Here is a 24,200-nt window from a genome sequence, read left to right as displayed (position 1 = left end):
ACAGCTAAAAAGGGAATAATGAACCTTAAATAAGCGAGTATTTTACCTAATGTTATCTTCAACTTTGCTGAGTGTTTTCAATGAAAAATTTAATAGAAGCGGGCTTTAGCCCGCTTTAAAAATGAAAAAACATTCCAATGGCTTTAGTCAAAACTTAATATAACCTCTCGAAGATCAGACAGATTTAACAGATGTTAGAGCAATCATCTGTGAAAATCCGTGCCATCTGTGGTTAAACAAAAAGATCTTTCAACTGGGAGAAGCAAAATAGCACGATCATTGCTTGAAATCTCGTATATTTAAGTAAACTAAACCCAAATGCTGTATGAAAACCTTCTCCAAACTGATGGTTGTTATTTGTTTTATCAATATCATCATCACACAGGCTCAAAATAACTATCCTCAAAACTATTTCCGTAACCCACTGAATATTCCCATGCAGTTGGCCGCTAATTTTGGGGCAGTAAGAACCAATCATTTTCACATGGGACTGGATCTGAGGACAAACAGTCAGGAGAATTTATCTGTATTGGCTGCTGCAGATGGCTATGTAAGCAGAATAAAAGTGGAGCGTTATGGTTTCGGAAATGCTGTATACATCACCCATCCGAATGGCTTTACAACAGTGTATGCACATTTGAATAAATATTTTGATAAACTTGATGAATATGTAAAGCAGCAGCAGTACAAAGACGAAAAATGGGAACAGGATATTACTTTCCAGCCGGGACAATTTCCGGTTACAAAGGGGCAGCTCATTGCTTTGAGCGGTAATACCGGAGGATCAGCTGGGCCACACCTCCATTTTGAGATAAGAGATACCAAAACAGAAGAATGTCTTAATCCCTTATTATTTGGTTTTAATATTCCGGATTCTGTAGCACCTATCATCAGTGGATTGTATTGGTATGACCGTAGGTTCAGTACCTATGAGCCAGGGGCCAATGGGATTGCTGTCAGAAAAGTAGGGAATACCTATACCACAGATGTTGTAAGAGTCAATTCTCCAATGATAAGCTTTGGAATTAAAGCAGTAGATAAAGCCAACCAGGGATTTAATCTTGGAATTTATAAAGCAGAATTACTGATGGATGGAAAACTGATCTATGGTTTTAGCATTGACAAAGTGAGCTATGATGATACCCGCTATCTGAATGGTTGTATAGATTACACCAAATTCATCAGAGATAAAGTAGGAATTCAGCATCTGTCTGTATTGCCGGGAATGAAGTTGGCGAATTACAGTACTCCCAATCTTTCCGGAATGATCAATCTTCAGGATGAAGGTGTTCACAATATTGAAATTGTTTTAAAAGATGTAAAAGGAAATACCAGCAGGTTAACCACAAGAGTTCAGTTAGCTAGTACAGGCAATGGAGTTTCTCCTTCCGGAAAAGTGATTTTGCCTAGTGAAGGGAAAACTTTAACCACTGAAAGTGCAGAGATCAACTTCAGTAAAAATGCTGTATATGATGCAGTGAACTTTAGTCTGTACGAAAAAAACAGCAGTGATGGAAATGCCGTTTCCAATACCATTGTTTTACAGAATCCATACCTTCCGGTTCAAGATAGTTATACTTTGAAAGTAAAACCCAACAGAAAACTTAGCAAAGACGAGAAAGATAAAGTAGTGGTTTTGTTTAATTATGGAAGTGATAAGGATGCTGTAAAAGCAAAATGGAACGGCGATCAGGCAGAAGCACAGTTTAATAGACTGGGGACTGCAGAACTTATACTGGATAACAGTTTACCATCAGTTTCTTCAGGTTGGAAAGAAGGAGCGGTTGTAAACAGTAGTGCTTTACGCTTAAAAGGCAGTACAAAAGTTGGCGATATTGTTTCTTTCCGCGCAGAACTGGATGGAAAATGGCTGCGATTTGCCCGTGCGAAAAATGATTTTGTATATATTTTTGATGAAAAGTGTCCAAAAGGTTCAGGTTCGCATACTTTAAAAGTGACTACGATTAATAGTGCGGGAAATACCAATGTACAGACCTTTACATTTCAAAGATAAATGATTGGGAAGGTATAATCTTTTGGGCTTTTACTGTTTCAATCCTTTAATTTTAAATAAATTTGTCCTTTAAAAATTAAAATCATTGGAATTTCACCCGTTCATCGAAAAATCGAGCACACAGGAAATAAAGGCATTTCAGGAAGAAAAACTTCAACAGCTTCTGGCTTATCTTGAAGGAAATTCACCTTTTTATCAGAGGATGTTTAAGGAAAAAAAGATTAATGTTGGAGAGCTCCGTACATTGGAAGATCTGCAAAAAATTCCTGTCACAACCAAGAATGATCTGCAGCAGCATAATCATGATTTTTTCTGTATTCCACCCGATAAGATTGTAGACTACAGCACAACTTCCGGAACATTGGGAGATCCGGTAACCTTTGGCTTGTCTGATGGAGATCTTGAAAGACTTGCCTATAATGAAGCGATATCTTTTGCCTGTGCCGGAATTCAGAAAGGAGATGTAGTGCAGATGATTACTACCATTGATAAACGCTTCATGGCAGGGCTTGCTTATTTTTTAGGATTAAGAAAAATGGGTGCAAGTGTTGTCAGAATGGGTCCTGGAATTCCTGAATTGCAGTGGGATTCCATTTTCAGATACAAACCCAAATACCTCATTACAGTTCCGTCATTTTTACTGAAGATGATTGATTATGCTGAAAAACATGGCCTGGATTATAAAAATTCAAGTGTTTATGGAGCGGTATGTATCGGGGAGAGTATCAAAAATCAGGATTTTACAGATAATATTCTTTCCCAGAAGATCAAAGAGAAATGGGATATCAAACTTTTTTCTACTTATGCCTCTACAGAAATGAGCACCGCTTTTACAGAATGCGAGTTCCAGATCGGAGGGCATCATCACCCTGAGCTGATCATTACCGAAATTCTGGATGATGAAGGAAATATAGTAAAAGAAGGTGAAAGTGGAGAACTTACCATTACTACGTTAGGAGTAGAAGCCATTCCTTTGCTGAGGTTTAAAACCGGAGATATTGTAAAAGCACATTACGAGGCTTGTCAATGTGGAAGAAATACGATGCGGCTTGGACCGGTGATCGGAAGAAAGCAGCAGATGATCAAATATAAAGGGACAACATTGTATCCGCCAGCAATGAATGATATTCTGAACGATTTTAATAATATTCTCTGTTATCAGATCGTGATTCAGGCCAACGAAATCGGACTGGATGAGATCATCATCAAATTAAGTACAGATCAGGAACATGAAAGCTTCGTGAATGAAGTAAGAGACCATTTCCGTGCAAAACTAAGAGTAAGTCCGAAAATTGAAATCATCGATTTTGAGATTCTGTCTAAATCTGTTTTTAATCCAAACAGCAGAAAGCCAATTACCTTTATCGATTTAAGATAAAGTTATAAGCAAAAATGAATAAAAATCCCTTTTTATAATATCTTTGTGCACCTAAAAAAAACTAATAAATTATGAGAAAATTATTATTGTTGGTCTTCATGGTGATGATGACAACAGTTTTCGGACAGGAAAAGATGAAACTTGTTTCGGGAGATTTCGAAGTATTGAGGGATCAGGCGGATGTGAATGTGGAGGTCAAGTTTGAGGATGTGTTATTCATGAAGGAAAATATTACGGAAGCTCAATATCTTGAAAACAGAAAGAAGCAGGTAATGGATAATCCTAAAAGGGGAGAATCTGCCTGGAATGAGTGGATTGGAGAATGGGAAAAGTATAAAAAAGAAAATTATGTAGAGCGTCTTCTGAAAGGGCTGAATGCATCCGGTAAAAAGGAAATATTCAAAAAAGATAGCTCCGCAAAGTATACATTAATCCTGAATACGAAATGGGTATTCCCGGGTTGGCATGCCGGATTGATTGCAATGCCTACGGAAATGAGCGGAAATATACAATTGGTAGAAACAAACAATCCTTCAGTGGTTTTGGCTACAGTGGAACTTAACAAATACGACAGGTTTTCCGGTATGGATGTAACTATCATGGAATATGGAAGGCTTGCTGCAGCATATGAATCTATAGGGAAGGTTTTATCAAGACAAATCAAAAGAAATTTAAAATAAAATAACAAAAAACGGTCTGAATTTTCAGACCGTTTTTTTATTCTTGAGTTTGTTCTTTTTCCAGCTTGATGAGGTTGGCCAGATTCTTAATTACAGTATCATGCTTTCTCACAAAAGGATTGTCTTTATTCCAGACATATCCAGCCAATACAGCACATATCTTTTTCTTTACATCCGGGTTTTCCGGTTGGTGGAAGAATAATTCCTGAAGGTTTCCGGTGTACCATTCCTTTACATAAGTGGTGAAAACGTCTACACCATATAAGATATAATCTGTGTATTCTGTTTGCCAGTCAATTTTTTCGCCATTCAGCTGTCTTAATGCCAGTTTGGCAGCAAGCATTCCTGATTCTGTAGCGAAAGCCATTCCTGATGAAAATACAGGGTCCAGGAATTCAGAAGCATTACCGGTTAAGGCAAATCCGTCCCCGAATAGTTTCTTTACAGAACATGAATAGTCTTTCAGATGTCTTGGCTCGAAAAGAAACTCCACATCACCAAAACGTTTTACGTAATAATCAGAAAGGGAAATTGCTTTTCTTAGAGCTTCAGCAGTATCTCCGTTTTCAGATAGTTTTTCAATATATTCAGTAGGGCCTACAATTCCTAAGCTTGTATTTCCGTTGGAAAAAGGAATTACCCAAAGCCATACTTCAGTTTCAATAATGTCAAAAGAAATCAAAGTTCCTTCTTCTCCGGGCTCTCTGTTAATATCATTTACATGAGAAAAAATGGCAGAGTGCGGAGCTAATTTTGAAGGTTTTTCAAGATCTAAAAGACGAGGTAATACTCTTCCATAGCCACTTGAATCAATTACGAACTTTGCATGGATTTCTTTAGTTTCTCCATCTTTCGTTTTTACTGTTGTGATAGAGTCTGTTCCGTCGAATTTAATATCAATTACTTCCGTTTCAAATTCAAGATCTACTCCTTTGTTAATCACTTCCTGAGCCAAGGTATTATCAAAATCAGCTCTCGGAACCTGCCAGGTCCAGTTCCAGCCTTCTCCGAATTTGTTGCTGAAATCAAAGATGCAGACTTCGTCACCACGAAGGAAACGGGCACCCAGTTTTTTTTCAAAGCCCATTTTATCCAGTGCAGGGAAAAGTCCGGCTTCATCAAAGTGGTCCATTACCCTTGGGATTAAGCTTTCACCGACTACCAGTCTTGGGAATTTTGTCTTTTCGACAACTTTTACGCTGACATTATTCTTCTTTAAGTAGGAAGAAGACACGCATCCGGAAGGCCCGGCTCCGATTACAAGAACGTCAACAAATTCTTTGCTCATCTTTGATTTTTTATTTTAATAATAACTTTTATCTTTGCCGCAAAATTAGTGACAAATAATTAATATTTTACAAAATTATCAACTATTACTTTTAATTGATGAAAATAAATAACTTTTTAGAACTGAAAGACTTTCAAAAAATTATCATTGAAAATGAAAAAATAGAACTGGATGAATCACTTTTATCAAGAGTGAATACAAGTTTTCAGTTTTTAAAGGAATTTTCAAAAAATAAAGTAATATATGGTGTAAATACTGGTTTTGGGCCTATGGCGCAATTTAAAATCAGTGATGAAGATACACACCAGCTTCAGTATAACCTGATCAGAAGCCACTCTTCCGGAATCGGAAACCCTTTGCCTGCTCAGGAAGTGAAAGCTTGCATGCTGGCAAGAATGAATACCTTGTCGCTAGGGAATTCCGGAGTGCATGAGTCCGTTATTTACCTTCTTCAGGAACTGATCAACAGAGATATTATCCCATTGATCTTTGAACATGGAGGAGTAGGAGCAAGCGGAGACCTTGTTCAGTTGGCTCACCTTGCTTTAGTCCTGATTGGAGAAGGGGAAGTTTTCTATAAAGGAGAAAGAAAATCTACCAAAGAAGTTTTTGAATCTGAAGGACTAAAACCTATACAGGTTGAGATCCGTGAAGGGCTTGCCTTAATGAACGGTACTTCTGTAATGTCAGGAATTGGTATTGTAAATGCTTATAAAGCGAATCAGTTAACAGATATTTCCATTAAGCTTTCCTGTGCTATCAACGAAATTGTTCAGGCTTATGACGATCATTTCTCAGAAACCTTAAATGGAACAAAAAGACACTATGGTCAGCAGAAAGTGGCAGAAAGGATGCGTGCACATCTTGCAGACAGTAAGCTGATCAGAAAAAGAGAAGACCATTTATATACCCACTTTGAAGAACAGGAAAAAGTATTCAAAGAAAAAGTTCAGGAATATTATTCTTTAAGATGTGTTCCTCAGATTTTAGGTCCGGTATTGGATACATTGGAGTATACAGAGAAGGTTCTTGAAAATGAAATCAACTCTGCGAATGATAACCCGATCATCAATGTTGAAGATCAGCATGTTTACCATGGCGGAAATTTCCACGGAGACTATATCTCTCTGGAAATGGACAAGCTGAAAATTGTAGTGACAAAGCTTACTATGCTTGCAGAAAGACAGCTGAACTATCTTTTAAATGCTAAGATCAACGAAATTTTGCCTCCTTTTGTGAATTTAGGTAAATTAGGTTTCAATTTCGGGATGCAGGGTGTACAGTTTACAGCAACTTCCACTACAGCGGAAAGCCAGATGTTGTCGAACCCTATGTATGTTCACAGTATTCCGAATAATAACGATAATCAGGATATTGTAAGCATGGGAACCAACGCTGCGGTAATCTGCAGAAAAGTGATTGAAAATGCTTTTGAAGTATTGGCGATTGAAGCCATTACCATCATTCAGGCTATTGAATATCTTGGTTTTCAGAATGAAATTTCATCATCTACAAAAGAACTGTATGATGAGATCAGAAAAATAATTCCTGCCTTCTCAGATGATATGGTAATGTATCCGTATCTGGAGGAAGTAAAGAAATATTTAAAGACAATGTAATTATATGCTCAGATAAATTGTCTTAAAAAAACAAGGTAACTTAAAAAAACTAAAACAAAATAAACACTAACGCATGAAATGTGCAATTATAACAGGAGGCTCCAGAGGAATCGGGAGGGCAATCTGTATAAAACTAGCTGAAGAGAAGAACTATCATATACTGATCAATTACACTTCCAATGAAGATGCAGCAAAGGAAACTTTGGCGAAAGTAGAAGAATTGGGCGCTACAGGAGAAATACTTAAATTTGATGTAGGGAATGCCGAAGAAGTACAGGAAGTATTAACCGCATGGCAGGAAAACAATCCTGAAGCTATGGTTGAGGTTATTGTTAATAACGCCGGAATTACAAGAGATGGCCTATTTATGTGGATGCAGAAAGAAGACTGGAACAGTGTAATCAATACCAGTTTAGACGGTTTCTTCAATGTTACTAATTTCTTTATTCAAAAGCTGCTTCGTAACAAATATGGTAGAATCATTAATATGGTTTCTGTATCCGGAGTAAAAGGAACAGCCGGTCAGACCAATTATTCAGCTGCTAAGGGAGCATTGGTAGGAGCAACAAAAGCTCTTGCTCAGGAAGTTGCCAAGAGAAATGTTACAGTGAATGCAGTAGCCCCTGGTTTTATCAGAACAGATATGACCCAGGAATTCAATGAGGATGAACTGAAGGCAATGATTCCTGCCAACAGGTTTGGAGAAGCAGAAGAAGTAGCAGATCTTGTAGCGTTCTTAGCTTCTAAAAAATCTTCATACATTACTGGAGAGGTGATTAATATTAACGGCGGAATTTACTCGTAAATAATCTAACAACATATCAATGTACCAATCCTGTATAAAAGTTAGACTGCTACATTGTTAAATTCAATATATATAAATGGAAAATAGGGTTGTAATTACCGGAATGGGAATTTATTCCTGCATCGGGACATCTTTAGAAGAGGTCAGGGAATCCCTATATCAAGGAAAATCCGGTATTGTTTTAGATCAGGACAGGAAAGAATTCGGTTTCAGATCAGGTCTTACAGGAACAGTTCCAAAACCTGATTTAAAGAATCTTTTGAACAGACGCCAGCGTGTAAGCATGGGTGAAGAAAGTGAATATGCTTATCTTGCTACCCTTGATGCTCTGAAACAGGCCAATCTTGATGAAACCTTTTTAGATACTCATGAAGTTGGGATCCTATACGGAAATGACAGTGTTTCTCAGGCAGTCGTAGAATCTATCGATATTGCAAGAGAAAAGAAAGATACTACATTGATGGGGTCGGGAGCGATCTTTAAATCAATGAATTCAACGGTTACCATGAACCTTTCTACCATATTTAAGCTGAAAGGTATTAATCTTACAATTAGTGCAGCCTGTGCAAGTGGCTCACATTCCTTAGGGCTTGCTTATATGATGATCAAAAACGGTTTTCAGGAGATGATTATCTGTGGTGGGGCTCAGGAAACCAATAAGTATTCTATGGCGAGTTTTGATGGATTGGGTGTTTTCTCTGCAAGAGAAGATGAACCTACCAAAGCATCAAGACCTTTTGACTCAGAACGGGATGGACTGATTCCAAGTGGAGGCGCAGCTTCTTTAATCGTTGAAAGCCTTGAATCTGCCCAAAGAAGAGGAGTTCCTATTATTGCTGAAATCATAGGTTATGGCTTCTCATCCAACGGAGGCCATATTTCAACCCCGAATGTGGATGGACCGGCTTTGGCAATGGACCGAGCTTTGAAACAGTCAGGTTTGAAAGCTTCAGATATCGATTATATCAATGCTCACGCCACTTCTACTCCCATTGGAGATGCCAATGAAGCAAAAGCGATTCATGAGATCTTTGGAAGTGAGGTTCCGGTGAGTTCTACCAAATCCATGACCGGACACGAGTGCTGGATGGCTGGCGCAAGTGAAGTTATTTACTCAATTCTGATGATGCAGAATGATTTTGTAGCACCGAATATTAATCTTGAAAATCCTGATAGTGAGGCACAAAAGATAAATTTAGTCTCTAAAACAAAAAATCAAAAAATTGATGTATTTTTGTCGAATTCTTTTGGGTTCGGGGGAACCAATTCTGCACTAATAGTTAAAAAATTTGATTAAAAACATGGAAAGGGAAAAAATTGTTGCTATTGTTAATGATTTTCTGGTTAACGAATTTGAAGTTGACGGAGATGAAATCAGTAATGATGCCAACCTTAAAAATACACTGGGGCTAGACAGTTTAGACTATATTGACATGGTCGTAGTAATCGAATCCAATTTCGGAGTGAAATTAGGAGAAGCAGACTTCAAGAAAATGGTGACATTTGATGATTTCTACACAACGATTGAAAATAAGATCGCTGAAAAAAACGCATAGTTATTAAGTAATCTATATTCCTTACAATGTACCAATGTAATAATAGAAGAGGATACTCAGAGATATTATTACATTGGTACACTCTTATATTGGTAAATTGTTATGAACAAATGGAAAGGTAAATCTAAAGGGACGGTTCTCGGTTACAGGATATTCGTCTGGTGTATTAGAAATATCGGAATCAGAAGTTCATATTGGGTACTATACTTTGTGGCTGCTTATTATGTTCTATTCCAAAAAAAAAGCAACCAATACATTCTAAACTATTTTCAGAAAAGGCTGAATTACAGTTACTGGAAAGCTAAACGTTCAATTTTCAAAAGCTATTTCACTTTTGGGCAGGTTCTGATCGATAAAACGGCTATTTCCGCAGGGTTGAGAGAAAAGTATACCTATGAATTTGATGGGATTGAAAATCTGAGAGATCTTTTGGCAGCCAAAAAAGGAGGAGTTCTGATCAGTGCCCATATTGGCAACTTTGAGGTAGCAGAGCATTTCTTTGCAGACATCGATTTTGACTGTCAGATCAATCTGGTGACAACAGATCAGGAAGTAACCGTGATCAAGGAATACCTGGAAAGTGTTTCTGTTAAAAAGAGTAATATCAAGTTTATTTATGTAAAAGAAGATATGTCGCATATCTTTGAGATCAATCAGGCTTTGTCCAATAATGAGCTGATCTGCTTTACAGGTGACCGTTATTTTGAAGGTTCAAAATTTCTGGAAGCCGATTTACTGGGGAAAAGCGCCAAGTTTCCGGCAGGCCCGTTTCTTATTGCATCCCGATTGGGAGTACCTGTGGTATATGTCTATGTGATGAAGGAAAACAATCTTCATTACCATCTGTATGCAAGAGTAGCAAAGAATATTAAAAACCGGGATTCTCAGGGACTTCTGCAATCTTATGTTCAGAATCTTGAAACGATGGTGAAAAAATATCCGCTCCAATGGTTTAATTATTTTGACTTTTGGGATGATATTGATTAATTTTTCTATTTTTATTCCTTCAAAAACTAATAAAAAAACCGGAACCTATTAAAATCTATTAAGAACCTGAATTTTTAAAAGGATATTGTTCAAATAGGACTTTCCTGTTTAGAAATGACAAAATAATATCTGAATTTCTTAATTTTCCAATCTCTAATTTAAAAAGCACATTCTCCTTTGAAAAAAGAATATGACATACTTGTTATCGGCAGTGGATTGGGAGGTCTTGTTTCGGCTCTTATTTTGGCGAAAGAAGGCCTGAAAGTTTGCGTGCTGGAGAAAAATAACCAGTATGGCGGAAATCTGCAGACTTTTTCAAGGGATAAACTTATTTTTGATACTGGTGTCCATTATTTGGGAGGTCTTTCAGAAGGGCAGAATCTAAACCGTTTTTTCTCTTATCTGGAGATTATGGATGAACTGGAGCTGCAGAAGATGGATGAAGATGGATATGATAGAATTTCCTTTGGAGATGGTACGGTTGAATATCCACATGCCCAGGGGTATCAGAATTTTGTAGAGCAATTATCCGCTTATTTTCCCGATGAAAAAGAAAATCTTGAAAACTATTGTGAAGAGATCCAGTATGTATGCAGTCAGTTTCCGAGATATCATGTGGTGGGAAAGGAAAATTACAATGAAGAAATCCTGCATTTAAATACCAAGAGGTTTATAGAATCCGTAACACAGAATAAGACCCTTCAATCCGTTTTATTAGGTTCTAATTTTCTGTATGCAGGGGATTCTGAAAACATTCCGTTTTACATTCATGCTTTAACGGTAAATTCCTATATGCAAAGCGCTTATAAATGTGTGAAAGGAGGAAGTCAGATCTCTAAGCTATTGATCAGGAAGCTTCGGCAATATGGCGCTGAAGTTCACAAGCATTCAGAAGTTTCCGGGTTTATTTTTAATGAAAATAATATACTGACATCTGTAAAAACAAAGACGGGAAAAGAATATACTGCCAAGCAGTTTATATCAAATATTGAAATACATTCTACTATTAAATTAATTGGAGATGAAAGACTGAAAAAATCTTTCCTGAACAGGGTTTTAAGTTGGCAGCCGGTTTCATCCTGCTTCAGCGTTTACCTTGTTTTACATCCTCAGTGTTTACCGAATTTTAATTATAATATTTATCATTATTCAACAGAAGAACAGGTCTGGAATGCCTACCGCTATAATAAAGAAAGCTGGCCGGAAACCTATATGCTGTCATCCACCCCTTCAAAGCATCATCCTGAGTTTGCAGAAAGTCTGACTGCGATTTCTTATATGGATTTTGATGAGGTTAAACAATGGGAAAGTACAGTAAATACAGTAACAGATGAGCATGAAAGAGGAGAGCAGTATGAAAAGTTCAAGCTGGTAAAGATTGAGAAAATGCTTAATGCCCTCGAAAAGAAGATTCCTAATCTGAGACATGCCATTAAACGGATATATACCTCTTCACCTTTATCATATCGCGACTATATCGGAAGCTTTGAAGGAAATATGTACGGTTACATGAAAAACTCTGATAATCCACTTAAAACAATGGTCTCTCCCCGTACAAAAATTGACAATCTGTTTCTGACAGGTCAATCTGTAAATATGCATGGAGTTCTGGGGGTAACTATAGGCGCATTTAATACCTGTGCCGAAATTCTTGGGAAAGAAACTATTGACAGCCGCTTGGATTCAATGACTTAATAAAAACCAACAGTGAAAAAAGCTAATATCCAATATCTGTCATATAAAAGGGTCCTTATTTACTTCCTTTTTTCTTTTCTCCTTATTTCATGTGGAGTATCAAAATCTGTAAATCATATTCCTGATGTAAAACAATATGCTCTGGAAATTCCTAAGGTTCATAGGATTAATGATAGTACCTTTAGCTATAATCAAAATTTCCTCACCAAAAATAAACAGCAGCTTTGGGAACTTTATATTAAAGGAAACCCTTTGCAGCTAGGCTATAATAATGGTGCATTAACCCAGGATCTGATGCAGAAACAGGAAGGTATTTTCTTTTCCAAAGTAGAGGGCTTTGTTCCCTCAAAGTTTAAACAGAAACTTTTAAATGCTTTCTTAAAGTGGTATAACCGTAAAATGTATCTCAATGTAAGAGAAGATTATCAGGCAGAATTATTGGGATTGTCACAATATTCATCAGATAAGTATGATTTTATAGCACCAAAGTATTTGAGAAATCTTTATCTGCACGGAGCTCATGATATAGGACATGCGATGCAGGATCTGGCGATGGTTGGCTGTACTTCTTTGGCTGTTTGGAACGAAAATACGGAAGATGGTGACATGCTGATTGGAAGAAACTTTGATTTCTATGTAGGAGATGACTTTGCCAGAAATAAATTGGTAGAGTTCGTAGAGTCGGAAGACGGAATTCCTTATATGTCTGTAAGCTGGCCGGGAATGATTGGAGTAGTTTCCGGGATGAACAAAGAAGGAGTTACAGTAACGATCAATGCCGGAAAATCCAGAATTCCTTTGACTGCAAAGACACCAATTTCGCTGGTCACAAGAGAAATATTACAATACGCTAAAAATATTGAAGAAGCCATCGCTATTGCCAGGAAAAGGAATGTTTTTGTCTCAGAATCAATCTTAGTGGGAAGTGCTCATGACAAAAATGCAGTAATCATTGAAGTTTCACCGAAAAATTTCGGAGTGTACAGGATTCAGAATACAAGTAAAGTATTTTGTACAAATCATTTTCAGTCTGATGTGTATAAAGATGATGTAAGAAATCAGAAACAGATTGAAGAAAGTCATTCCGCCTATCGCTATGAAAAGCTTCAGGAACTTTTGCAGGAAGAGAAAAAATTAAATCCTGAGAAAATGGCTTCCATCTTAAGAAACCGTTCAGGGATAAAGGATAAAAGCATCGGCAATGGAAACGAAAAGGCATTAAACCAGCTCCTGGCTCATCATGCTGTTATTTTCTCACCCGAAAAGAAGCTGGCCTGGGTATCTTCCAATCCTTATCAACTGGGAGAATTTGTATGCTATGATCTCAATGAAATATTTTCCGGAAAGGGTTTACAACGTAATGATTTTTCAAAATCACAGCTGAATATTGGCAGAGATCCTTTTGCTGACTCACAGGAGTTTAAGAATTATGAAGAATACAGACATTTAAGTTTAAAGATCAGTAATGCTATTCATCAAAAAGAAGAACTTACAGACGGTTTTTTTGCTCATTATACATCTTTAAATCCTGATTTTTGGAAAGGATATTTCTTAGTTGGTAAATATTATTATCACAAAAGAGAATATTTAAAAGCAAAAATTCAGTTTGAAAAGACTCTTACCAAAGAAATAACCACCGTTCCTGATCAGAAATCAGTTGAAAAATATCTTAATAAAACGGATAAAAAATTCAAAAAGTATTAGAAATTGTTTAAACAATTGATTGATTTTTATTTATTTAATCATTTTTTGTTTAGTGGTAAAAGTGTATAAAAAACTAATTTGTCATGTGTTTTAACGAAAAAATTAAACTATACTTTGTTTACTGACTCTATTATTTGATTGTTTTTTTGAATACATTAGCATTGTGTTGCGTTTTTTGTTGTGAATTTATAAGTTCGTTGCAATAAAAACGTGTAATATGATAAAAATTAAATTCTCTGTTAAATTCCTGCTTCTTTCTTCCTTTTTCAGTGCAGGGATGGTTTTCGCTCAAAATCAGGAGCAGGTTATAAAAGACTATATGAGTTCTTCAAAAGGACAGTTTCAAAGAATAAACTCTGACCTGAAATCTTTTAAAATTGTCAATATCGATCATTCAGAAAGCTTAAAAGGAGATGTTGTAGGAATACAGCAAACGATCAATGGAATCCCTGTATTCGGTAGCTCTGCCAATGTTCTGATAAGGGAAGACAAAGTATTAAGCTTTTCAGATACCTTTATAAAAATTTCACCAGCTTCGGTTAAAGGTAAAGAAACACCGAATAAGGAATCTCTGATTGCGGGTGCTATTGAAAAGCTCAATGGAAATACAGCTGCTAAAAACAAAAATGGAAAAGAAGATACTATTAAGTCAACTACTGTTTATTTTGCAAAAAATGGGACTCTGATTCTTGGATATGAATTTTATATTGAAGAAAAAGAATCCAATAATACCTTGATGGTGATTATCAGTGCTGAAGATGGTTCTGTCTTATACAAGGAAAACCTTACCATTTCCTGTAATTTCCATTCAGAAGCTTATGAGCATTCTCATGCAGAACATTCAACGCAAAACCTATTTCCACAATTACAGCATACAATGCCGCAGGGTACCAACTTTGTTTTAGCTCCGGATAATGCTTCCTATAATGTATTTCCTTTACCTGTGGAAGCTCCCACTTTTGGAAGCAGATCATTGATTACGAATCCATGGGATTTGGTAGCCTCACCGGAAGGGTGGCATTCTGATGGAACCACTCACTATACAAACACAAGAGGAAATAATGTGTATGCCTATACAGATGAAAATGCTACCAATATTCCCCAGTTTTCCCCTGATGGTGGAGCTGCCAGAGCTTTTGATTTTCCATTGGATATAACATTGCCACCACAAAATTATACATCTGCATCAGTCACTAACTTATTTTATCTGAATAATAAGATTCATGATGTATTTTATAAGTTTGGATTTACAGAATCTGCTAAAAATTTTCAAACCAATAACTTTGGAAACGGAGGTTCTGGAAATGATGCTGTATTAGCTGAGGCGAGAGATGGCAAAGGATATAATAATGCTAATTTTGCAACGCCTAACGATGGTTTTGCACCAAGAATGCAAATGTATTTGTATGAACCTAAAAATATGCAGAACCTTTTTTATAATTCACCTGCCGCATTTGTATCAAGGACTCCTACTACTAGAACAGCCGTATTTGGCCCGGCATTAACATCAACAGGAGTTACCGCTGATATTGCTGTTACTACACCTATTGATGGATGTACTGCCATTTCGGAAGATCTTACTGGGAAAATAGCTTTGATACAACGAGGTGGGGCTAATAATTGTGGTTTTGCCCTAAAAGTTAAAAATGCTCAGTTAAAAGGAGCTGTAGGAGCGATTGTTTATAATGCGCCAACTTCTGCAATTCTTACTGGTCAAATGGGAGGAACAGATGCTACAATTACGATTCCATCGGTTAACATAGAAAATGCTGAGGGGACTACCATTATCAATCAACTTACATCTACAGCAGTCAACGCAACATTGAAGTATGATAAACTCAATTATATCTATAAGGACGGAAGTTTAGACAACGGTATTGTTACCCACGAATATGGACATGGTATTTCTTCGCGTCTTACCGGGACAAGTGTCGGGTGTTTAAATTATACAAATGATAATGAACAAATGGGCGAGGGATGGTCAGATTTCTTTGCTTTAATGTTAACTAACAGACCTGGTGATAACGCTTCTGTACCAAGAGGTATGGGAACTTTTGCTGAAGGAGATCCTACAGATGCTGTTGGAATAAGACCTAAGAGATATTCTCCGGACTTCACAATCAATGATTATACATATGGTAAAACCAACGGAATGAAATATAACGATACTGAAACCGATGGAACTCAGATTACCCGGGTTAATTCTCATAGTGTGGGGTTTGTATGGGCTACTATGCTTTGGGATCTTCATTGGAATTATGTTGAAAAATATGGGTATAGCAGCAATGTTTTGGATAATCCTAACAGTGGAAGTGCAAGGGTATTGCAGCTTGTTGTAGATGCTTTGAAATTGCAACCATGTCTTCCTACTTTTGTAACAGGCAGAAATGCAATCTTAGCTGCCGAGCAGGCAAAGACAGAAGGAGCAGATAAATGTATGATCTGGAAAACATTTGCAAAAAGAGGATTGGGGGTCAATGCAGCTCCGGGTGGGTTGAAAGGAAGATGGTTGGGACATGATCAGGCAACACCGGATTTAAGTGACCAGGTAGAAGACTTTACAGTTCCAGCTGAATGTGCTACATTAGCAGTAAGTGAAGCCGCAGAAAATACAAAAGGAATTTCTATCTATCCGAACCCTGTGAAAAATGAGTTTACGATAAAAACTCCTTCAGGAATTAATTTATCAGGAATTACCACCGTGTCTATCTATGATTTGACAGGGAAGCTTATTTCCCAGGAAAATATTAATCTTAACAGGCAGACAACAGTTAATGCTAATCATCTGATCAACGGAGTGTATATTGTGAAGATTAAAAATAATTCTTCAATCGACTATAGCCAAAAGATCATTGTTTCTAAATAGAAATTTTTAAATAAATAAGTGTAATGCTCTGGAATAGCTTCCAGAGCATTATTTTTTCAATAATCGTTTTGTTTTTATGGTGTTTTGTGAATAAATATTCACTTTTTTTTAATTTTTATAATAAAATATGTAACATTTCTGTTTATTTCCCTACTAACTGAATTGGATATTAATATTTGTTAAAAGAAAACTTATGAAGAAAATTCGACTTAGTGTTAAGCTATTGTTATTTTGTTCTCTTTTCAGTGCGGGGATTGTCTCTGCTCAAAAGTATGAACAAGTCATTAGAGATTATGTGAACTCTGCAGGATCTTTTCAAAGATCTAATTCTGAGTTAAAAGGTTTTAAAATTATCAACATAGACCCTTCAACAAGTTTAAAGGGAGATGTGGTAGGAATACAGCAAACCATTGATGGTATTCCGGTATTTGGTAGCTCTGCCAATGTTTTGATCAGAGATGGAAAAGTATTGAGTTTTGCTGATACATTTATTAAAACCTATCCTAATACCATTAAAGGGAAGGAAAGTGGCAGAAAAGATGCATTGGTTGCACAAACTGTTAAAAGATTGAACGGTTTATCCACATCTAAGAATATTGATGGTCATGAGGAACCGATAAAAACGAACACCGTTTATTTTGCAAAGGGAGGAGATTTCATTCTTGGTTATCAGTTTAATATTGAAGAAAAAGGGACCAGCAACGTATGGAATACTATTGTAAGCACCGAAGATGGTTCTATTCTATATCAGGAAAATACAACACTTTCCTGTGATTTTCACCCTGAAAGTTACGAAAGATCTTCTGGAGAATTGTTAACAGGTCTGAATATTGAGCCTTCTGCTCTTCCCAATAATTTAGAAGTGGCAGACTTACATAAGAATACAAATTTTGTTCTATCTCCGGATAACGCTTCTTATAATGTTTTTGCATTCCCTGTAGAGGCCCCATCATTTGGAAGCAGAACACTGCTTACCAATCCTTGGGATCTGACAGCTTCACCTGAAGGCTGGCATTCTGACGGTACTACAAGCTATACCATAACAAGAGGAAATAATGCCTTTGCATATACCGATGAGGCTAATACCAATGTTGCACAATTCTCTCCTGATGGTGGTGCAAACAGAGTTTTTGATTTTCCTTTGGATGTGACACAAATGCAGCAAACTTATACTTCGGCAGCTGTAACCAATTTATTCTATACAACGAATAAAATGCATGATGTGTTTTATAAGTTCGGATTTACAGAATCTGCAAGGAACTATCAAAAAAATAATTTTGGAAAAGGCGGCGTAGAGAATGACCCTGTTCTTGCTGAATCAAGAGATGGAAGTGGTCTTAATAATGCTAATTTTAACCCTGGTGCTGATGGAACAAGCGGAAGAATGCAAATGTTCCTTTTTGTACCTAACGATGCAAGATATCTTTATTATAATGCTCCGTCAAATTATGTAGCAAGAGCTCCAAAAGCGGGAACTGCTAATTTTGGTCCACAACTTATTGGAGGAACTCCTGTCACAGGAGATCTGGCTCTTCCAACACCAGCTGATGCATGTACTGCTGTTGCTGCCGGAAGTCTTACTGGGAAAATAGCGGTATTAAATGCAGCAGGGCCTACAGGATGTGGTTTTGCTCTTAAAACCAAGAATCTTCAAAATGCCGGAGCTGTAGGAGTTATACAGTATCATCCGAATAGTGATATTCCAGTAGGACTTGGAGGAGCAGATGCTACGATTACCATTCCTACAATTATGGTTGGTAAATCAGAAGGAGAGTTCCTTGTAAGTGAATTAACCAATGGTGTTGTTGCAAATGCTACATTAAAAACTGATGCTGTTTATAGAGATGCCAGCTTAGATAATGGTATTATAAGCCATGAATATGGGCACGGGATTTCTAATCGTCTTACCGGAACAGGAAGCTCTTGTTTATCCTACATCACATCTAATGAGCAAATGGGAGAAGGTTGGTCTGATTTCTTTGCTTTAATGCTGACTACCAGACCGGGAGATAATGCCTCTATTGCCAGAGGAATAGGAACTTTTGCTTCAGGAGAAGCCGCAACAGGAGCAGGAATTAGACCAGCAAAATATTCACCTGATTTTGGCGTAAATAATTTTACTTATGGTAGAACCAATGGAATGAAAGTAAATGCATCTATATCAGGAATTGCAGTTACTATACCTGACGCTCACAGTATTGGTTTTATCTGGGCTTCGATGCTTTGGGATCTTAACTGGAAGTATGTAGAAAAATACGGTTATAGCAGTAATGTTTTGGATAATCCTAACAGCGGGAGCGCAAAAATTTTACAGCTGGTAATGGATGCTCTTAAATTACAGCCGTGTAATCCTACATTTGCACAGGGAAGAGATGCTATTCTTGCCGCTGATCAAGCTTCTAATAATGGAGAAAATAAGTGTATGATCTGGAAGACATTCGCTAAAAGAGGATTAGGGGTAAATGCAGCAGCAGGACAGCTTAATGGTTTGGCATTTGGGTCAAATCAGCCTTTACCAGGAATGAGTGACCAGGTAGAAGACTTTACAGTTCCGGCTGAATGTGCTACATTGGCCGTAAGTGAAGCTGCAGAAAATACAAAAGGAATTTCTATCTATCCGAACCCTGTGAAAAATGAGTTTACGATTAAGACACCTTCAGGAATGAACTTATCAGGAATTACCACCATATCCATCTATGATTTTACCGGAAAGTTAATTTCTCAGGAAAGTATCAATCTTAACAGGCAAACGACAGTTAATGCAAGTAATCTGATCAACGGGACCTATATTGTAAAGATTAAGAACAATTCTTCAATCGACTATAGCCAAAAGATCATTGTTTCCAAATAGAAACATTAAAATAAATAAGTGTAAAAGCTTCGGGATTTTTTCCGGAGCTTTTCTTTTTAGTTATAATATCAGAGCGGGTTTAATTATTTTCAGGGTTAAGTTTATTCAGAAAAAGAAAGGTGCTTATTCCCGCAATAGCAGATAATGTGGTACTCAGGATAAAGCTTCCGATCACATATTGAAGCAGATTATTCTTGATCAGCTCAAAATTAAGATCCTGGCTAAGGAAGTTACTGTCTCCATGTACAAATGGAGCACCCAGAAATAAGGAGGCTGCAATGATGAAAGGAATAAAAGGAGGTAAACTCACATTGGATGCCACAAAGGCAAGCACTTTATTCAGCTTAAAAAGAACGGATAAGCTGATGGCAAGCAGGGTCTGGAATCCCCAAAAAGGAGAAAGACCGATAAAGACTCCAAGTGCAATGGAAAATGCTTTTGTCCGGTTGCTTCCGTCACTTTCCAGTACATCTTCCTTTATGAATCTTTTAAAGCTTTTTTTTTTAAAATTATTCACAAAGTTTCTCGGAATAATGTAGAAAAGGGTAATGGTCACCAAAATTGTATTCAGAATACTGATTCTGGTGAAATCCTTGAATGGTCTGAAATGGGAAACGCGTTCTGCAGGATCATACAATACTTTTATCGGAATATTTTTTACAGGAACATGCCTCCATGCAGTTCTTACAATGATCTCAATTTCAAATTCAAACTTAGGGGTAAAATATTTCTTTGGAATTTTATGTAAAGGGTAAAGTCTGTAACCGGACTGAGTATCTTCCAGCCTGATCCCGGTTTCAAACCAGAACCAAAAATTGGAAAACCGGTTTCCGAAGCTGCTCTTTTTTGGAATTCCGTCCTGAGACATATTCCTGTTTCCAATCAGAAGAACATCTTTATTCTCCTGAAGAAGAGCTTCTACAAATACCGGGATATCATCCGGATAATGTTGTCCATCGGAATCAATGGTTATAGCGTGGTTATATCCCAGTTCCTTTGCCTTTCTGAAGCCTGTTTTAAGTCCGTTTCCTTTTCCTTTATTGTGCGGTAAGGAAATGACTGTGATCTGAGGATATTGGTTCAGAATCTGAAGGGTGGAGTCTGTGGAACCATCATTGACCACAATAATACTTTCGGTGTAATTTAAAACACCGTCAATTACCCTTTTCAGAGTCTTTTCATTATTGTAGGTAGGTATTAAAACGCAGATCTTCCTTTCAGAAATTGCATTTTGTATTTCAGCAAGGGACATTGTTCTATTTTAAAGTGGCTCTTTCTGCCTCGGTAATGGTTTTAGACTGCCCTGCAAACCTTTTGATATAGTTTTTCAAAGCAGCATTCTGTTTACTGTAATTATTCAGGAGGAATGCTTTATCATCTTTTAAACTTCCTCTGTATCCCACGATTTTAGGAATGTTTTCCTGAACACTTAATCTGATCAGACGAAGTTCTGCATTATTAGGATTACTTTTGATAATGCCCTCAAGGTTGGTGGCACCTGTTTTTACAAGCGCTTTTCTGTTTCCTTTGGATACTTTGGCTTCCATGATTTTGGCCGCTGCTTTATATCCTAAAGTTACAGGATCAGAACCGGATTGTTTTTCTGCAGCTTCAATAAAGTTTGTTGTATTAGTGCTGGAGTCATTAGCCTTGGCATAGCTGTTTCTCAGTATTTCAAGGTCAGACTGAAAGAAAAATAAAAATGCCGCTACGAAGGATAAAATAAGTTTCATGATGTTATTTTTTATAGCTTACAGACAATTTTAATGCAATAGTCTCGCCAAAGGAAGTTACATTTTTTACTTTAACATCTTCCTCGTTTTCAGTAATGTCCAGTTGAAGTTTCAGGTCAGGAGTCTCAAAAGGATTGATAATAGCCATAAATTTTACATTCGAAGCTGTTTTTAAAAATAATTTTGACCCTGTAAATTCTTCTGTAAGTTCTTTTATGATCTGCATCATACAAACTCCTGGCGTCACAGGATTTCCTGGAAAGTGGCCCTTGAAAATATCGTGATCTTTATTCAAATGGATATTGGCAATAAAGCTTCCGTTTTCTGTCTTTTCGTATGATGTTAAACTATAAAAATCTGTAAGAATGGTTTGCATGATCTTATTTTTTAAGATTAAATGTATAATATACTCCAGCCTGGAAAACTACATTGGCATGTTTTCCCTGGTAGTTATTTATGGTATGTAAAAAGCCGTGTTTTATTCTGGCTTCCACTCCAAAGTTCTTGGTAATGTCATAACCTGCCCCTGCAGTAATTCCTAAATCGAAATTATAGGATGGATCAAAGTCTTTTTCCACAACTACATCAATGGTAGGGCCTATAAGCACATTGAAATTTTTAAAATAAAACTTATTGACTAACTGGGTTCCAAAATAAGAAATTTTATATTCATCTCTGTCATTTCTTCCAATACTTTCTACTTTTGCACCTTGTCTTGAATAATTAAATTCAGGTTGCAAAGCATAAAATTTAGTAAGTCTTATATTTCCAAAAAAACCAATATAAAAATCTGTACGGGTCTTAAATTTATAAGATCCTTTTATTTCATCGTAGGAATGAGTGTTTTCATCATAAATTAAGTATTTTTCAACCCCATTGCCTTGTGTGAAATGTGAAAAATTGGCGCCTCCTCTTACTCCAAGGCTGAAAGTTACCTGTGCAAAAGAAAGTCCGGAGATGAGAGCAAAAAGCAGAAAATATATTTTCTTCATGTATAAGTTATTCAGTTTCGGTTATTTGAAATAGTTTTATATTGATCTTAAAATCCTTATGATCTAAGTGTAAGCTGTCCGCGAAGATATGTTTTTTCGCATCAAAAGTAAAATCGATCTTTTCTCTGTTATTTTTAGTATAAATAATCTGTTTCAGTAGATTATTTTCTTTGTTAAAGAACAAATAATAGCTTTTATTGTCAATTTTGGAGAGATAGATGTTAGCATTTTCATTTTCAAAGCTTTCGCTCACCGGATATTGTCTTTTTAGAAGTTGCTGAAAGTCATTCTTCAGAAAATTGATGACAATTTTTTTATCCAGATCAGGAAGTACGTAATTGAGTTTGAAGTTATTCTCCGAAATCTCAAAATCAATCAGTTTATTGCCAAAATCAGAAGTTAATGCGACCCGATGTGTCTTATCATTCAGTTTTTTGATGATGAGAATACCGCTTACATGATTTTTATAAATATCCATCTGGCATTTATAAACATAATCTTCGGCAGACGAAAAATAAAGATTTTCTACTGTCTTTTCATTTATCGGAACCGGTTTTACGTCTGTAAGCTGATAGGTTTTACAGGAAACAGCCGATAACAGGATCAGGCTATAAAGTAAATTCTGACGCAGGAATCGAAGCATTGATCTTTGTATTTTTAAAAACAATATTCGTAGTATCTCCGGAAGCTTCCGTCATATTTACCTGCGAAACGGTAGATTGATTTTTAGGGAAATAAAGTTCAATCTGTTTGATATATTTTAAAAGCTGGGACGTCTTCGGTACAAATTTCGCCACATTGTAATTCCCGTTTTTGAAATAGGTCACCGTAAACTCAGGGTCGTTGAACATTGTCCCGTTGGAGCTTCCGACAATCAGTTTATTGATCTTTTCAAAAGTTTTGCTTTTTGCATCTACGGAAGATTTTTTTCCCTGATCGTTGATGTAGATTTTATTGCTTTTGAAAACAATGCTGTACTGATAAGGTTTGGTATATTTCCAGCTCAGCATATTAGGGGTCTGCAATGACATTTTTCCGTAGGTAACAATACTTTTATCCAGAAAGTCCAGTTTCTTGGTTTGGGTAAAATCACTTTGCAGGGTCTTGATTTCTTTGGTGTCCGCCGAAACCTTAGATACGAATGCCTTAGCCTCCGCTCCTGACATTGCCGTATTTTGGGCAAAAAAGAAACCGGAAACCAGTAAAAATGCTCCGAAAGCAATATTTTTAATCATTTTTTTCTTGAATTTGTAATAGAATCAACTGTAAAGGTTGAGTACTTTTTATCTGCCAAAAATACTAATAAATCCGCCAGCACATGATACGTTTTTTCTGAAGTGTCGTGAAGAAGGATAATGCTTCCTTTTTTCAGGCCTTTAGTTACTCTTTGATAGATTTTCTTTTCATCATCAATGATCGTGTCCAGAGAGCGGACATTCCAGCCAATACTTGTTTTATGAGTCCGTAGTATCGCTTTGGCAATACTGGGATTGGTAACTCCGAAAGGAGGTCTGTATAAGTCTGTTTGTATATTCCCAACCTTCTTTATAACCTCGTCACAGTTTTCGATCTCTGCGGTCATTTTTGAAGCAGATAAAAAACCTGTTGAATTGGAATGGGATAGGGTATGATTTCCGATGGAGTGTCCTTCAGCAATGATTCTTTGAAAAGTTTCAGGATATTTCTCAATCTGTTTTCCGATGCAGAAAAAGGTAGCTTTTATTTTATGCTCTTTAAGAAGATCCAAAAACTTCGGTGTAAATTCAGTAGGGCCATCATCAAAAGTAAGGGCTACTTCCTTGATTTTTGTCCTCTTATGGGTAATACTTTTGACAAAATATCCCAGTTCAATAGCAAATGATCCCCAAACCATCACGGCAGAAAAAGCAAGAAAACAGGCAACATATACCCAAAGGCTTCCCTGAAACGCATAAATAAAAACGTTACAGAAAAGATAAAATAGGATAAATGAATAATGTCTCATCGTCTTTAAAGTTTGTGAATCTAAGTTGTCATTTTGAGAGCCGCAGAG

General features: G+C 36.7%; 20 protein-coding genes. 12 read left to right on the top strand and 8 right to left on the bottom strand.

Going from position 1 to position 24,200, the window contains the following annotated elements; genetic code table 11:
• Positions 1-325 precede the first annotated feature (325 nt).
• From WH267_RS07360 to WH267_RS07350, 3 genes are all read left to right on the top strand, one after another.
• Entirely contained in the window at positions 326-2,014 is a 1,689-nt protein-coding gene (locus WH267_RS07360; RefSeq protein WP_340006959.1) for a M23 family metallopeptidase, read from the top strand.
• An 85-nt stretch (positions 2,015-2,099) separates the two neighbouring features.
• Entirely contained in the window at positions 2,100-3,392 is a 1,293-nt protein-coding gene (locus WH267_RS07355; protein WP_340006957.1) for a phenylacetate--CoA ligase family protein, read from the top strand.
• A 71-nt stretch (positions 3,393-3,463) separates the two neighbouring features.
• A complete protein-coding gene (locus tag WH267_RS07350; protein ID WP_340006954.1) occupies positions 3,464-4,072 on the top strand; it encodes a hypothetical protein in 609 nt (202 codons plus the stop codon).
• 37 nt (positions 4,073-4,109) lie between these two features.
• On the opposite strand, the gene WH267_RS07345 is transcribed toward WH267_RS07350, so the two are convergent.
• Entirely contained in the window at positions 4,110-5,360 is a 1,251-nt protein-coding gene (locus WH267_RS07345) for an NAD(P)/FAD-dependent oxidoreductase (RefSeq protein ID WP_115969944.1), read from the bottom strand.
• 98 nt (positions 5,361-5,458) lie between these two features.
• Between WH267_RS07345 and WH267_RS07340 the strand changes: the two genes are divergently transcribed.
• From WH267_RS07340 to WH267_RS07300, 9 genes are all read left to right on the top strand, one after another.
• Complete coding sequence (locus tag WH267_RS07340; RefSeq protein WP_340006951.1) at positions 5,459-6,979, top strand: HAL/PAL/TAL family ammonia-lyase; 1,521 nt, start codon at positions 5,459-5,461, stop codon at positions 6,977-6,979.
• Positions 6,980-7,052: 73 nt separating this feature from the next.
• Positions 7,053-7,784, top strand: a complete 732-nt coding sequence (fabG, locus tag WH267_RS07335; protein ID WP_340006949.1) for a 3-oxoacyl-ACP reductase FabG — start codon at positions 7,053-7,055, stop codon at positions 7,782-7,784.
• Between the two features lie 76 nt (positions 7,785-7,860).
• Positions 7,861-9,081 carry a beta-ketoacyl-[acyl-carrier-protein] synthase family protein gene (locus WH267_RS07330; RefSeq protein ID WP_123321109.1) on the top strand — a complete coding sequence of 407 codons (1,221 nt, stop codon included), beginning with the start codon at positions 7,861-7,863 and terminating at the stop codon, positions 9,079-9,081.
• 4 nt (positions 9,082-9,085) lie between these two features.
• Positions 9,086-9,340, top strand: coding sequence for an acyl carrier protein (locus tag WH267_RS07325; RefSeq protein WP_047377388.1), 255 nt, complete (start codon positions 9,086-9,088; stop codon positions 9,338-9,340).
• A 102-nt stretch (positions 9,341-9,442) separates the two neighbouring features.
• Entirely contained in the window at positions 9,443-10,327 is an 885-nt protein-coding gene (locus WH267_RS07320) for an LpxL/LpxP family acyltransferase (RefSeq protein ID WP_115969952.1), read from the top strand.
• Positions 10,328-10,504: 177 nt separating this feature from the next.
• Positions 10,505-12,022 (top strand): phytoene desaturase family protein, encoded by a 1,518-nt coding sequence (locus tag WH267_RS07315; RefSeq protein ID WP_115969954.1) that lies wholly within the window; start codon positions 10,505-10,507, stop codon positions 12,020-12,022.
• Between the two features lie 12 nt (positions 12,023-12,034).
• On the top strand, positions 12,035-13,726 hold the full coding sequence (locus tag WH267_RS07310) for a C45 family autoproteolytic acyltransferase/hydolase (RefSeq protein ID WP_228438554.1): 1,692 nt from the start codon (positions 12,035-12,037) through the stop codon (positions 13,724-13,726).
• A 217-nt stretch (positions 13,727-13,943) separates the two neighbouring features.
• Entirely contained in the window at positions 13,944-16,592 is a 2,649-nt protein-coding gene (locus WH267_RS07305; RefSeq protein WP_340006945.1) for a T9SS-dependent M36 family metallopeptidase, read from the top strand.
• A gap of 193 nt (positions 16,593-16,785) precedes the next feature.
• Entirely contained in the window at positions 16,786-19,443 is a 2,658-nt protein-coding gene (locus WH267_RS07300) for a T9SS-dependent M36 family metallopeptidase (protein ID WP_340006943.1), read from the top strand.
• 79 nt (positions 19,444-19,522) lie between these two features.
• Here the strand turns inward: WH267_RS07300 and WH267_RS07295 are convergent, their stop codons facing one another.
• Genes WH267_RS07295 through WH267_RS07265 form a run of 7 tightly spaced genes read right to left on the bottom strand, consistent with a single transcriptional unit; the run spans position 19,523 to position 24,152 of the window.
• Positions 19,523-20,695 (bottom strand): DUF2062 domain-containing protein, encoded by a 1,173-nt coding sequence (locus WH267_RS07295; RefSeq protein WP_340006941.1) that lies wholly within the window; start codon positions 20,693-20,695, stop codon positions 19,523-19,525.
• Between the two features lie 4 nt (positions 20,696-20,699).
• Positions 20,700-21,176, bottom strand: coding sequence for a hypothetical protein (locus WH267_RS07290; protein ID WP_123321115.1), 477 nt, complete (start codon positions 21,174-21,176; stop codon positions 20,700-20,702).
• Between the two features lie 4 nt (positions 21,177-21,180).
• Positions 21,181-21,552 (bottom strand): 3-hydroxyacyl-ACP dehydratase, encoded by a 372-nt coding sequence (locus WH267_RS07285; RefSeq protein WP_115969963.1) that lies wholly within the window; start codon positions 21,550-21,552, stop codon positions 21,181-21,183.
• Positions 21,553-21,556: 4 nt separating this feature from the next.
• Positions 21,557-22,168: an outer membrane beta-barrel protein gene (locus WH267_RS07280; protein WP_123321116.1), complete on the bottom strand. Its 612-nt coding sequence runs from the start codon at positions 22,166-22,168 to the stop codon at positions 21,557-21,559.
• Between the two features lie 7 nt (positions 22,169-22,175).
• On the bottom strand, positions 22,176-22,811 hold the full coding sequence (locus WH267_RS07275; RefSeq protein WP_115969967.1) for a hypothetical protein: 636 nt from the start codon (positions 22,809-22,811) through the stop codon (positions 22,176-22,178).
• Entirely contained in the window at positions 22,777-23,403 is a 627-nt protein-coding gene (locus tag WH267_RS07270; RefSeq protein ID WP_115970029.1) for a LolA family protein, read from the bottom strand. Before WH267_RS07270 ends, WH267_RS07275 begins: the two co-directional genes overlap by 35 nt.
• A complete protein-coding gene (locus WH267_RS07265; RefSeq protein ID WP_340006934.1) occupies positions 23,400-24,152 on the bottom strand; it encodes a polysaccharide deacetylase family protein in 753 nt (250 codons plus the stop codon). The genes WH267_RS07270 and WH267_RS07265 overlap by 4 nt, the downstream gene beginning before the upstream one ends.
• Positions 24,153-24,200: the final 48 nt, after the last annotated feature.

This window comes from Chryseobacterium sp. MYb328 (assembly GCF_037572595.1).
GTDB classification, from domain to species: Bacteria; Bacteroidota; Bacteroidia; order Flavobacteriales; family Weeksellaceae; genus Chryseobacterium; species Chryseobacterium pennae.
Note: the sequence above shows the minus strand (reverse complement) of the source record. Positions and strands in the feature narration are given on the sequence as shown.

Bases quoted from the DNA above. Each gene is read 5' to 3' on its own strand.
- WH267_RS07320 (WP_115969952.1), top strand. From the start codon at position 9,443: ATGAACAAATGGAAAGGTAAATCTAAAGGGACGGTTCTCGGTTACAGG.
- WH267_RS07280 (WP_123321116.1), bottom strand. From the start codon at position 22,168: ATGAAGAAAATATATTTTCTGCTTTTTGCTCTCATCTCCGGACTTTCT.
- WH267_RS07330 (WP_123321109.1), top strand. From the start codon at position 7,861: ATGGAAAATAGGGTTGTAATTACCGGAATGGGAATTTATTCCTGCATC.
- WH267_RS07345 (WP_115969944.1), bottom strand. From the start codon at position 5,360: ATGAGCAAAGAATTTGTTGACGTTCTTGTAATCGGAGCCGGGCCTTCC.
- WH267_RS07285 (WP_115969963.1), bottom strand. From the start codon at position 21,552: ATGCAAACCATTCTTACAGATTTTTATAGTTTAACATCATACGAAAAG.
- WH267_RS07360 (WP_340006959.1), top strand. From the start codon at position 326: ATGAAAACCTTCTCCAAACTGATGGTTGTTATTTGTTTTATCAATATC.
- WH267_RS07350 (WP_340006954.1), top strand. From the start codon at position 3,464: ATGAGAAAATTATTATTGTTGGTCTTCATGGTGATGATGACAACAGTT.
- fabG (WP_340006949.1), top strand. From the start codon at position 7,053: ATGAAATGTGCAATTATAACAGGAGGCTCCAGAGGAATCGGGAGGGCA.
- WH267_RS07265 (WP_340006934.1), bottom strand. From the start codon at position 24,152: ATGAGACATTATTCATTTATCCTATTTTATCTTTTCTGTAACGTTTTT.
- WH267_RS07270 (WP_115970029.1), bottom strand. From the start codon at position 23,403: ATGATTAAAAATATTGCTTTCGGAGCATTTTTACTGGTTTCCGGTTTC.
- WH267_RS07295 (WP_340006941.1), bottom strand. From the start codon at position 20,695: ATGTCCCTTGCTGAAATACAAAATGCAATTTCTGAAAGGAAGATCTGC.
- WH267_RS07300 (WP_340006943.1), top strand. From the start codon at position 16,786: ATGAAGAAAATTCGACTTAGTGTTAAGCTATTGTTATTTTGTTCTCTT.
- WH267_RS07340 (WP_340006951.1), top strand. From the start codon at position 5,459: ATGAAAATAAATAACTTTTTAGAACTGAAAGACTTTCAAAAAATTATC.
- WH267_RS07305 (WP_340006945.1), top strand. From the start codon at position 13,944: ATGATAAAAATTAAATTCTCTGTTAAATTCCTGCTTCTTTCTTCCTTT.
- WH267_RS07275 (WP_115969967.1), bottom strand. From the start codon at position 22,811: ATGCTTCGATTCCTGCGTCAGAATTTACTTTATAGCCTGATCCTGTTA.
- WH267_RS07325 (WP_047377388.1), top strand. From the start codon at position 9,086: ATGGAAAGGGAAAAAATTGTTGCTATTGTTAATGATTTTCTGGTTAAC.
- WH267_RS07290 (WP_123321115.1), bottom strand. From the start codon at position 21,176: ATGAAACTTATTTTATCCTTCGTAGCGGCATTTTTATTTTTCTTTCAG.